This is a genomic window from Prosthecochloris sp., from assembly GCA_015482705.2.
Taxonomy (GTDB): Bacteria; Bacteroidota; Chlorobiia; order Chlorobiales; family Chlorobiaceae; genus Prosthecochloris.
Genome location: JADMLA020000042.1, coordinates 15884 through 27324 on the forward strand (window position 1 = coordinate 15884; position 11441 = coordinate 27324).

The 11441-nt window shown below is 47.7% G+C and carries 11 protein-coding genes; 8 read left to right on the top strand and 3 right to left on the bottom strand.

All coding sequences use genetic code 11. The annotated features are described in order from the left end of the window. Window positions 1–11: 11 nt before the first annotated feature. Window positions 12–1286, bottom strand: a complete 1275-nt coding sequence (locus QZ209_RS11860; RefSeq protein ID WP_294348236.1) for an FtsX-like permease family protein — start codon at window positions 1284–1286, stop codon at window positions 12–14. Between the two features lie 299 nt (window positions 1287–1585). On the opposite strand from QZ209_RS11860, the gene QZ209_RS11865 reads away from it, so the two are divergent. The 3 genes from QZ209_RS11865 (at window position 1586) to holB (ending at window position 5264) form a co-directional block, all read left to right on the top strand. Next, complete coding sequence (locus tag QZ209_RS11865; RefSeq protein WP_294348204.1) at window positions 1586–2791, top strand: 6-phosphofructokinase; 1206 nt, start codon at window positions 1586–1588, stop codon at window positions 2789–2791. Window positions 2792–3057: 266 nt separating this feature from the next. Continuing rightward, a complete protein-coding gene (locus QZ209_RS11870; protein ID WP_294348206.1) occupies window positions 3058–3969 on the top strand; it encodes a branched-chain amino acid transaminase in 912 nt (303 codons plus the stop codon). A 122-nt stretch (window positions 3970–4091) separates the two neighbouring features. Continuing rightward, window positions 4092–5264 carry a DNA polymerase III subunit delta' gene (gene holB, locus QZ209_RS11875; protein WP_294348208.1) on the top strand — a complete coding sequence of 391 codons (1173 nt, stop codon included), beginning with the start codon at window positions 4092–4094 and terminating at the stop codon, window positions 5262–5264. Here the strand turns inward: holB and cutA are convergent. Continuing rightward, window positions 5238–5585, bottom strand: coding sequence for a divalent-cation tolerance protein CutA (gene cutA, locus QZ209_RS11880; RefSeq protein WP_294348210.1), 348 nt, complete (start codon window positions 5583–5585; stop codon window positions 5238–5240). The two genes, holB and cutA, sit on opposite strands and share 27 nt — an antisense overlap. A 331-nt stretch (window positions 5586–5916) precedes the next feature. Beyond that, window positions 5917–6981 carry an aminopeptidase P family protein gene (locus tag QZ209_RS11885; RefSeq protein ID WP_294348213.1) on the bottom strand — a complete coding sequence of 355 codons (1065 nt, stop codon included), beginning with the start codon at window positions 6979–6981 and terminating at the stop codon, window positions 5917–5919. Between the two features lie 299 nt (window positions 6982–7280). Between QZ209_RS11885 and trpD the strand changes: the two genes are divergently transcribed. The 5 genes from trpD (at window position 7281) to QZ209_RS11910 (ending at window position 11328) form a co-directional block, all read left to right on the top strand. Beyond that, a complete protein-coding gene (gene trpD / locus QZ209_RS11890) occupies window positions 7281–8336 on the top strand; it encodes an anthranilate phosphoribosyltransferase (RefSeq protein ID WP_294348215.1) in 1056 nt (351 codons plus the stop codon). 62 nt (window positions 8337–8398) lie between these two features. Next, window positions 8399–9391 carry a chlorophyll synthase ChlG gene (chlG, locus tag QZ209_RS11895; RefSeq protein ID WP_294348218.1) on the top strand — a complete coding sequence of 331 codons (993 nt, stop codon included), beginning with the start codon at window positions 8399–8401 and terminating at the stop codon, window positions 9389–9391. Between the two features lie 79 nt (window positions 9392–9470). After that, window positions 9471–9689 (top strand): 50S ribosomal protein L28, encoded by a 219-nt coding sequence (gene rpmB / locus QZ209_RS11900; protein ID WP_110023721.1) that lies wholly within the window; start codon window positions 9471–9473, stop codon window positions 9687–9689. Window positions 9690–9833: 144 nt separating this feature from the next. Continuing rightward, window positions 9834–10274, top strand: a complete 441-nt coding sequence (gene rnhA, locus QZ209_RS11905) for a ribonuclease HI (RefSeq protein ID WP_110023823.1) — start codon at window positions 9834–9836, stop codon at window positions 10272–10274. Between the two features lie 7 nt (window positions 10275–10281). Further along, on the top strand, window positions 10282–11328 hold the full coding sequence (locus QZ209_RS11910; RefSeq protein WP_294348232.1) for a hypothetical protein: 1047 nt from the start codon (window positions 10282–10284) through the stop codon (window positions 11326–11328). The last annotated feature ends 113 nt before the right edge of the window (window positions 11329–11441 follow it).

An 11441-nucleotide genomic window follows, 5' to 3' on the forward strand; every position in this document is an offset into this window, starting at 1 on the left:
ACTTGCCTTTACTACGCTCCCATCTGTCCGCGTAAAATCTTCACCGGCACATAACCGGCAGCTTTCCTTGCCGGACCGAAGGCTGAAATCACCGAGATAATCATGCCGAAAACAATGACAATGAAATACGCTTCCGGAGTTTCCAATACATTGATTCTATCGCTTTGCATCACACCTGCCGTGTTCGCTTCAAAACGAATCGAGGCGACCATTCTGCAGATAAGATGCCCCAAAGGAGCTCCGCAGCTCACCCCGAACAAACCGATAATGAAGCCTTCAGCCGTGAATATGCCAGTGATGCTCCTGCGCTGAATGCCCATTGACCGCATAATGGCGATGTCTTTGACTTTTTGAAGAACAACCGTAGTCATGACCGATGAAACCCCGAGACCGGCAACGATAAAAACAAAACCGACAAGCACAAGGGTTATTGTTCCGTTTCGATTATAGAAATCGATCACGTTCCTGTTTGTTTCATCCCAGCTTTCGGACTCGTATCCGGTTTGCCGCTCCACACCATCGGCAACGGCACCCGCCCGACTGACGTCGGCAGTCTTAATCCCTATAGCCGTAACGGAGTTGGCAGCCAATCCTTCGATCCGCTGCGCAAGCGCGAGGTTGATGTAGGCCTCCTGCTTGTCTTTTGCGTTGAACCCTGTGCTGAACCTGCCAACAACGGTTACCGGAAACTCCTCACCCTTCTGATTGATCAGCAACAGAAGGCTGTGGTAGGAAACATTGAGTTCTTCAGCGAGTAAGTTGCCGACCAAAATTCCGTTAGGTGTATAGGCAAGTTCTCTCAACGCTTCCTGCTCGAGAAGTTTTGAGGAAAGACGAGCGATATCCGCTTCTTTTTCAGGAACGACACCTCTTGCAACACAAGAGATAAACCAAGATTTGTTACGGGCAATAAGATTGCTTGTAACGTATGGAGAAACCACTTCCACCGATTCGAGCTGACCGATACGTCTGGCAACGTCGGAATAATTCTTGATTATCTCTTTTTCCTCCACGGTGACATTTTTCTCGACAAAACCGAGCATGTTTTTCTCAACCCCGATCAGATTGTCCGGCACAAGAGGTTCAACCGTTTTTGCACTGACAATAACATGTGGAGCGATATCGATAATCTTGTTCACGACATTTCTCGACATACCTCCGGCAACGGCAATCGTCGTGATCAACATTGCCGATCCGACCGCGACTCCCATTGCGGTCAGTATGGTCTGACGCTTCCTCTCCCTGAGATGAGCCCAGGCGATTCGCAAATGATCGAATAGAGTCATTACCGAAAAAATATAGAAATCCGAATTTTGAAGCCGGTAAGATGAAGATAGCAGAAAGTCCTGAAATTGTTGACGCGTGTTCATTGTGACACCGAGAATCGCTGTCATCAGAAAACAGATGCCCGGGATTTCTCGAAGGAGACGGAGAAACAAAAAAGTGTTGTCAATGACGGATTGTAAAAAACGTGATACCGCTTTGGAACAGCGACAAATTCAGTTGATAAATCATGTTGCATAATCTATCTTGGTGTACTGAATTTCAGCCGTTCACAAACTAAACAAACCAGGAGAGCGCTACCGTGAAAAAAATTGGCATCTTAACCAGCGGCGGAGACTGCGGAGGACTCAACGCAGTCATTAAAGGAGCTGCATTCATGGCATTGTCAAAAGGCCTCGAAATGTATGTCATTCCGAATGGCTACGCCGGGCTGTACAACCTCGTAAACCAGGAAACGCTTGTTCGTCTCGACCCCGCACGTCTTGATCAGTTTTCCGGTAACTTTGCGGGTTCGGAAGCCGGGCACTCGAGAGTAAAGATAAAAGCCATCAGCAATCCCGAAAAATACAACCGTATCAAAGAAGGGATGAAAAAGTTCGAACTCGACGGTCTGGTTATCAGCGGAGGTGACGACAGTGGCAGCGTAATGGTCGATCTGAACAATAACGGAATTCATTGTATTCATGCACCGAAAACCATGGACCTTGACCTGCAAACCTATTCTGTAGGTGGTGACTCCACCATCAACCGTATTGCGCAGTTCGTCCAGGACCTGAAAACAACCGGTAGAACACATAACCGCATTCTGGTTACAGAAGTGTTTGGAAGGTACGCCGGCCATACTGCATTCAGGAGCGGGATTGCTGCTGAAGCGGACTGCATCCTCATTCCCGAAATACCGGCAGACTGGGATATCGTATACGAGCACATCGTCGGTCGTTTCACCCGACGCATAAGGGAAAGTGATGTCCATGCCGGCACGTATACCATTGTCGTTGCCGAAGGCCTTAAAAATGCTGACGGTTCCGACATTGTCGACGAATCTGCCGGAGTTGATGCTTTCGGCCATAAAAAACTCGCTGGAGCTGGAAAATACGTCTGCCAGGAACTCAAGAAAAGACTGAAAGCCGATCCCGATATGCCGGAATTCATGAAAGAAACAGGTATGTTCGTGGAAGGTATCTATGAAATCCCGGAAGTGCGCGAAATCCACCCCGGACATCTTGTGCGCGCAGGAAACTCCTCTGCTTACGATGTCAATTACGGTTACGAAGCGGGTGCAGCTGCCGTGCTACTTCTTGTGGAAGGCAAAACCGGTGTAACGATTTCCAAAGTCAAGGGACGCAAGATCGAGTACATCGAATCAAGTAAAGCTATCGCACAACGATATGTCGATCTCGACCAGGTGGCGCTCTATGAATCGCTGGGAATCTGTTTCGGAAGGCACGTTGCGGCGTACGAGCCGATTCTGAGAGAAGTCGACGGCGTTTATGAAAGGATATACTGATCTTCGATTGACGAAGGCCTTGTCGTAAACCAGGGCCTTCGTCGTTCTTTCTCCTGCCAAATCTTTCCTGTTTGGCTTCCTCTCTATGAAAAATCAAGCTGTACTGCTTTTAAAAAAGGCAAAACAGTATATCTTTGAAGTTTGATACTTTCGGGAACCTCTATAACTTGTCGTGGACAACACTTTTCCATCCGCCCTGATGCAGTGATCACGGCACACAACAAACGAATAGAGCCACCCTTTTACTAATCAATGTCCGATCAATAATGAATAAGTCCGAAAAAATCTGGATGAACGGCGAGCTTATCGACTGGAATGACGCCAAAATACATATTCTCTCACATGTTATTCATTACGGGTCATCGACGTTTGAAGGGATACGATGCTATGAAACGGCAAAAGGCCCTGCAATTCTTTTTCTGGATGCGCATATCAAACGCCTTTACGACTCGTCGAAGATATACAGAATAGAAATTCCTTACTCCATGCAGGAGTTGAAGGATGCCGTACTCGACACCATAAGGGCAAACGGGCACAAATCCTGTTATATCAGACCGCTTGTTTACCGTGGGCAAGGCGCTCTTGGCGTCAATCCTCATCTTGCAGCCATTGAAGTTGCCATCGCGACTTGGGAATGGGGCACATATCTTGGGGAAGACGTTCTTGAAACCGGGGTCGATGTCCGGGTTTCATCCTGGAACAGACTGGCCCCCAACACACTTCCGACATGGGCAAAAGCAGGAGGCAACTACCTCAACTCGCAGTTGATCAAGATGGAAGCAATTATGGACAACTACGCAGAAGGTATCGGGCTGGATATCAATGGGTATGTTTCGGAAGGGAGCGGTGAAAACATTTTTGTCGTCCGTGACGGCATAATCTATACCCCCATGTCAGGACAATCAGTCCTTGCGGGACTTACACGTCAGGCAGTCATTCATATCGCAAAAGAGCTCGGTTATGAAGTCCATGAAACGATGATTCCAAGAGAGGGGCTTTACATTGCCGATGAGGTCTTCCTCACCGGGACCGCCGCTGAAATAACCCCGGTTCGCAGCATCGATAAATATCCGATAGGCAATGAAATGAGGGGACCTGTTACGGAGACGTTGCAATCTCACTATCTGAAAATCGTCCAGACAGGTGAGGATCCTTATAACTGGCTGACATTTATTTAACCGACCAGGCAGTGACAAGTGACGAGTGACAAGAATCAAGTACACAACAGGAGACAAGATACTGTTGACTGCTGTTCCGCTTGTCACGTGTCACCTGTAACTTGCCACTATTCCGATACACCATGAGCTGGCAGGACATTATCGGTCAAAATATACAGGTAAGCATTTTGCAAAAAGCCGTCTCATCCGATAGACTCGCTCATGCCTACCTTTTCACCGGGCCTGAAGGAACAGGCAAAGAGTCCGTCGCTTTCGAGCTTGCCAAGGTGCTCAATTGCGAAAACCATGATACGTCCAATCAAACCGGTTCGTGCGGCATTTGCCGAAGCTGCAGGGAAATCGACACATTCATGCATCCGGATATAGAATATGTCTTTCCCGTCGAATCGGCTCTCCTGGAAAAAAACGATCCGTCAAAAACGGAAAACAAACGCACAGCCGAAGCAAGAGAGCGCTACGAGTCATTGATCGAGACGAAAAAACGCAACCCCTTCTTCACCCCATCGATGGACCGATCGATGGGTATCCTTACCGAACAGGTAACATCCCTTCAGCAGAAAGCATCGTTCATGCCCGCTGAAAACGGGAAAAAGGTATTCATTCTATCGCAGCCGGAAAAACTTCATCCCTCTGCAGCCAACAAACTGCTGAAATTGCTTGAAGAACCTCCCGGGCACATACTTTTCATTTTGGTATCTTCGCGTCCCGAAAGCGTCCTTCCCACCATTCGTTCACGCTGCCAGATATTGAAATTCTTGAGAATAAAGTCTTCGGACATTGAAAACTGGCTGCAAAAAAAGTACCCCGAACTCCAGGATGAAGTGCAGCGTCTCATCGTTAATTTTTCAAGAGGAAACCTCGGCATTGCATCGGAGATGATCGACAGCTTCAAAGAAGGAGGACACGAGACATTCGAAGGTATTGCAGCCCGTGACCGGGCAATCGATTATTTGCGCAAACTTCTTTCCCCGGGAAAACTGGCCGAAGCAATTGCAGAGACAGAAAACCTTTCGAAAAGTTGTGGAAAACAGGAAATTGTAGCCTTCCTCGGTTCTCTTCTGCTTTTTTTCCAGGACATTCATCATAGAATCATCAATCCTGCTTGGAGCTCTTTCAACAATCCAGATCTCGGCACATCGATCGACCGGTTTGCAAAGAACTTCCCCAACTCCGACTTTTTCGCCATTTCGACGATAACCGAAGAAGCCATCCGTGCAATCCAACGCAACGTCAACCCGCTTCTCACTCTTTCCGTCTATTCAATCAGACTAAAGAACCTGGTCGGACGCGCCTGAACCGTCAGTCGCATCGGCAATCCATTGCAGATATGACCGCAAGCCCCCTGTAATCGGTATTCTGATGATTTCAGGAAGCTTGTAAGGATGATGCTGCTGAATGAATGACTCGATTGTTTCGTAATGCTTTTCAAGCGTCTTGATCCATACAGCCGTCTCCTCATTCCGGTAAAGCTTCTCCTCCCAGATATAACGGCTGTGAATATCCTGCAGATGAACACATGCGGCAAGACCCTCGTTCAGCAACCCTTCGGCAAGTATCTCGGCCACCTCTTTATCAGGAGCGGTTGTAACGACCAGGCAGCATGATAATGTATCCATCCCGGGTATTCTTTATTCATGGTAACTACAGCGATTGTGTTGAAGCTTTTCAAGCGTATCAATAAAAGAGCACAGAAAATACCAGCGTCATGTTCATTCTCATCATTTCATCCTTTGACATTCTTTCTATCATCTTCTAGCTTCTTTATTGTCACCCTCGGACTTCTTTTTTTCCGTCATCCTCGGGCAAGCACAGCACGACCCGGGGATCCATTGGGTTTCCTGTTTTTCTCCATGGATGCCGCATCGAGTGCGGCATGACTTTGGAGGAAGTTGGCTGCCGGATCAACTTGTACAGGCAACTTGAATCGATCTGCCTTCAATTGTAGCCCTATAACTCAATCAGCTCTTTCGTGAAACTCTGGAACGGAACAACCGCGCTTTCACCCATAACTACAGTATCTTCGATGCGAACTCCGAATTTTCCCGGCAGGTAAATCCCCGGTTCGATCGTAAACACCGAACCGGACAACAAATTATCCTCCGATGTCTTTCCAAGCCTCGGCTTTTCATGTACCTCCACCCCTACACCATGGCCGAGGCCGTGACCGAAGTATTCACCGTAACCGCTTTTATCGATATAACCGCGCACCAGCGCATCGAGTTCCTTGGCGGGCAATCCCGGTCGCGCTGCCTCGATTCCAAGTTGCTGGGCCTCTCGTGTTATCTCATAGATTTTACGAGCTTCATCAGCGATCCGCCCAAAAGCAACGGTCCTTGTCTGATCGGATGCATAGCCATTACAAATACAGCCCATATCGATGACAATCAGGTTTCCCGGACTGAATGTTTCATTTGCGGGTTTCGCATGCGGTAGTGCCGAACGGGTTCCGGAAGCTACGATTGGATCGAAGGAGTCTTTCTCGGCACCGTAACGTTTATGGCGATATGAAATTTCAGCCGCTATCTCGGCTTCCGTTGTCCGGGTGGATATCAGCGGTAAAATCTCTTCGAAAACCTTTTCACTGATTTCCGCCGCCTGTTTCATCCACGCAATTTCCCGCTCGTTTTTGAGCTCCCGGAACTCGTCAAAAAAACAATGCACAGGTACTATATCGACCCCTGTCAGCCTGTCTCCGAGTTGTCCGGCATCATACACCGTCATTTGTTCAGACTGGATACCCAGGCTTTTTCCCAGCAGATATCCCCCCTCGACAAAAGTATCGATGAAGCTGCTTTGAATGACGATCGACTCCATCGCATCCACTTCATGTTTCACCTGTTCGCCGTAACGAAAATCCGTAAACAATGCGCTGTGATCACGGTTAAGCAGTACTCTCGCGTTGGAACCGCTGAACCCTGTCAACCATCTGATCACATGCAGATCTGACACCAATAAGGTATCAACCCCCAATCCAAGCATTTTCTTGAAAAGAGGCTCAAGCTCTTGAGACATATTCGGTTAATCCTGTTTTACTGATTTAATAATTCATTCTTATCGTTGCCATTCTTATTTTAATTTATACTTTTAACCTAAATAGGGCGATTATCAACCTCCTTGACGAATCAGGGGGCTGATTCACCACACGCTGCACTCTCAAGCTTGCCGAGGTATTACAAGATGTAACTTTCAGTGCTCGTTTTACGCATATGGTGAAAAGCAATCGCATGAAAACATAGTAATACTGAACATTTCATTGAATTGTTACAGTACAAATTTTTAGTTTTTTCTTCTTTTTGTTAACGCTTTATTCTATGCAGTATAAGGAGTTACTTTACAAGCTGCTCGCAGATTGCGACCTTTCGCGCACAGAAATGGAAGGTTGCATAGCAAAAATCATACAGGGCGAGTTTCCAGACAGCGTCATAGCGGCCTTTCTCGTTTTGCTCCAAAAAAAGGGAGTGACTGCTGAAGAAGTCATCGGTGCTTATAATTCCCTTATCTCCAGGGTGCTTCCCGTTCATCTTGACGAGAATGCCGTCGATACCTGCGGCACAGGAGGAGACCAGGCAGGAACATTCAATCTCTCTACCGCAGCTGCAATAATCGCAAACGGCGTGGGAGTTCGCATAGCCAAACACGGAAACCGCTCCGTCACAAGCCATTGTGGAAGCGCCGATGTCCTCGAGACACTTGGGTATTGTATAGACATACCGCCAGAAGGTACCGAAGAGCTTTTTCGAGAAACCGGTTTCGCCTTTCTTTTTGCACCGCTCTACCACCCTTCGATGAAAGCGGTGGCGCCTGTACGCAAGGAACTGGGCATAAAAACCATTTTCAACATGCTCGGTCCCCTGGTCAATCCCGCCAGAGTAAATCGGCAGGTTGTCGGTGTTTTCGATATGGATATCATGGACCTCTACGTACAGACTCTGAAAGCAACAGGCTGCCGTCACGCACTGGTCGTTCATGGAGAAACCGAAACAGGAGCAGGACTGGATGAACCCAGTGTCTGCGGCCCGACACATATCACAGAACTTCACGAAGGAGACATTTTTTATCATGATGTTGTGCCTGAAACGTTCGGTCTTTCACGGTGGAACATCGCCGATTTACAAGGGGGCGACAAAAAACACAACGCCGAGATTATTCTAAATATCCTCGACGGCAGCGCTACGGAAGCCCAGATAGATGCTGCACTGTACAGCGCGGCAATGGCATGCTACGTTTCCGGCACTGCCAGCTGTATCGATGACGGTTTAATGAAAACCAGAAGCTGTTTGGAAAGCGGAAAAGCAGCTGCGCAGTTTTCACGTATTCTCTCCCTTAATAGTGAAATTGCCGACAAATACCGCAGATCGCTCAAGTAAATGCTTACATTTCTGCAGAAAAACTCGTATTATTGTTGCTTTGTTTCATGAACCAGTAAACCATGAACGGACGTAACGCCGGTAATACCGAGCTAAAGCAGAGCCTGCAAGCCCAATTACTCTCTTCCGGGGTAGGTGCAGCCAGGGAAAAAGCAATACAGCGGGCTCTCGACAATGTCAATAAGCCAGGCTTCAAACTGGAGCCCTCGGCGATACTACCCCTAATGAAGCCAGTCACATGGTTTCCTCCCATGTGGGCTTTTGCTTGTGGCGTCGTATCCACAGGTGAAGATATCGCATCCAACTGGTCCATCCTGCTTCGAGGCGTTATACTTGCAGGTCCCTTGATGTGCGCCATGTCGCAGACCATGAATGACTACTTCGACCGTGAAGTGGATGCAATCAATGAACCCGACCGGCCTATCCCTGCAGGAAAAATATCAAAGCAGGCCAGCTGGATTATCACGTTTACGCTTATCATGACGGGATTTCTCGTCGCCTGGTCGATTCATCCCTATGTCATGATAATCGCCTTTGTCGGCGTTCTCATGTCTCACGCTTATTCGGGCCCGCCGATACGTGCGAAAAGAAACGGATGGTTCGGAAATCTCATCGTTGGTCTCGCCTATGAAGGTGTTGCCTGGCTTACAGGGAGCTTTGCAATAACCCAGGGAGTACCTTCTTCCGAATCGATCGCTCTGGCTATAATATTTTCCATCGGCGCCCACGGGATCATGACACTCAACGACTTCAAATCCGTTGTGGGAGATAACATCAGAAAGGTAGCATCGATTCCTGTTCAACTCGGCGAGAAAAAAGCTGCCATTCTCGCGTCCGTGATCATGGATGTCGCACAACTGGTCGCTATAGGAATCCTGCTTACAAAATCGGCATATTTCATGTCGGGTATAGCGATACTACTGCTTGCACTCCAGCTCCCGATGCAAAAGACACTTATCGATGATCCAAAAGAGAAGGCTGTGTGGTACAACGCTTTCGGCACATTGCTCTACGTCCTTTCAATGATGGTTTGCGCTATTGGTATAAGGCCGTAATTTCGATCCTTGCTTTTTTTACTTTGATAAAGAATTGCTATATTCGCAATCATTTTCACAACGAGAACAGAACGTCATTATGTCCAAAGTTTGTAAACTGACAGGAAAAAGGCCAAAGTACGGAAATACAGTATCACACGCCAATAACCATCGGCGCAAACGTTTCGAACCGAACCTTCATACCAAACGCATTTGGCTTGAAGAGGAAAAACGTTGGGTCAAAGTTCGCCTTTCCGCAAAGGCAATGAAAATCATGTCGAAAACCGGAACCGCAGAACTCGCTAAGTTACTTAAATAATTTCCGGTACACGCTTTCTGACTTTTCTTGAGCTCAACCAATCGTATGGTTGAGCTTTTTTGTCTTTTTTCCTTTTACCCTATTGCCGGTTTCCGGCACCATTCCAACTGACCAGCCAACCCGCAACATGGTACCGATAACACAATGCCGAAAAAAGTAATCATCTACACTGATGGTGCATGCAGTGGCAACCCCGGAAAAGGTGGTTGGGGGGCATTGCTCATGTTTGGCGATGTCCGACGGGAAATTTCCGGATTCTCCCCTTCAACGACAAACAACAGAATGGAGTTGATGGCTGCCATCAAAGCCCTTGAAGCGTTAAAGGAACCATGTGATGTCGGCCTCTATAGTGATTCGAGCTACCTCGTCAACGCAATCAATCAGCAGTGGCTGAAAAAATGGACGACAAACAACTGGAGAACATCGGCAAAAAAACCGGTTGAAAATATAGACCTTTGGAAAAGAATCCTGGAGTTGATTAGATTGCACAACGTTACTTTTCACAAGGTTAAAGGCCACAGCGACAATGAGTTCAATAACCGCTGTGACTTTCTTGCCAGACAAGCGATTCAGAACAATAGTTAAAGTTCGAATGGAAAACCAACCAGAACAGTCAGTCCAGCAGATCGGAGGTGAAAAAAAGAAAAAAAAGCCAAGCCTTCTATTGATCACCCTGGTTATAGGCACTATCGGGCTTATCGCCCAGCTATTATGGGTCAACTGGCCGAAACCGGTAGCCGACCCCGAATCGCTGAACGCCGAGCTGGTTGCAGTAATCGACCGTCTACCGGGAACTTCCGACGCATTGATCTATGCCGGGTTGAAAGACATCAAACAAAGCCCTTTTTGGCAGGAAGTCATGCCCGACTCGCTCAAAGAGATGAACTGGCTGCAAACAAACCAGGCATTACGACAGGTCGTTGATGAAACCGGTTTTGTTCCCGCCCGCGATCTGGATACCCTCCTTATAGCTTTTCAACAGCAGAACACCAAAAAACAGAAGTACCTCGGTATTCTGTGGGGAGCATTCGAAGACAAGCTGACGACAGGGTATCTCGAAGAGAAAAGCATTGAAACCAAGCTGTACGGCAATGAAGAATGTTACGCTCTTTCCGATACACTTTGGGTATGCCGGCCGGAAAACCGACAAGTTATCCTTGCAAACAGCGAGCAATTGCTGAGAGGTTTTCTCGAGCCCGAAAAAAATTTTCTCGATCGCGACCAGACAACTGCCACACTTATCGACAAAGCAATTTACAAGTCGCATTTCTGGTTCACCCTGTCTTCGACAAACTGGACATTAGGGGCGTTACAGAGCCTGACATCCGGAAACAAGGACGTCAAAACCCTCGGTAACCTCAACCGTATCAAACAGTTGGCGCTTTCCCTGAAATTTGACGATGGCGTCGAAGGGCACACCGAATGGATCTACCAGAACAGAACTTCCGCGTATTTCGCCTCGACATTCCTATGGGGAGCGATCAAGCTTTCAAGCAGTTCCGGAACAAGGACTGCCGAACCGGCAAAGGCATTTCTCAAAGAACTCGATGTTATGCAGAACCTGGAATCGGTCATCGTAAAAACTGATTTACCGCTGAGCTTCTTCAGGTCCGAAATGGAAAACGGAGAAAATAGGTAGCTGAATGACGAGTGACGAATGACGAGTGACGAGTGACGAGTGACGAGTGACGAGTGACGAGTGACGAGTGACGAGTGACGAGTGACGAGTGACGAGTGACGAGTGACGAGTGA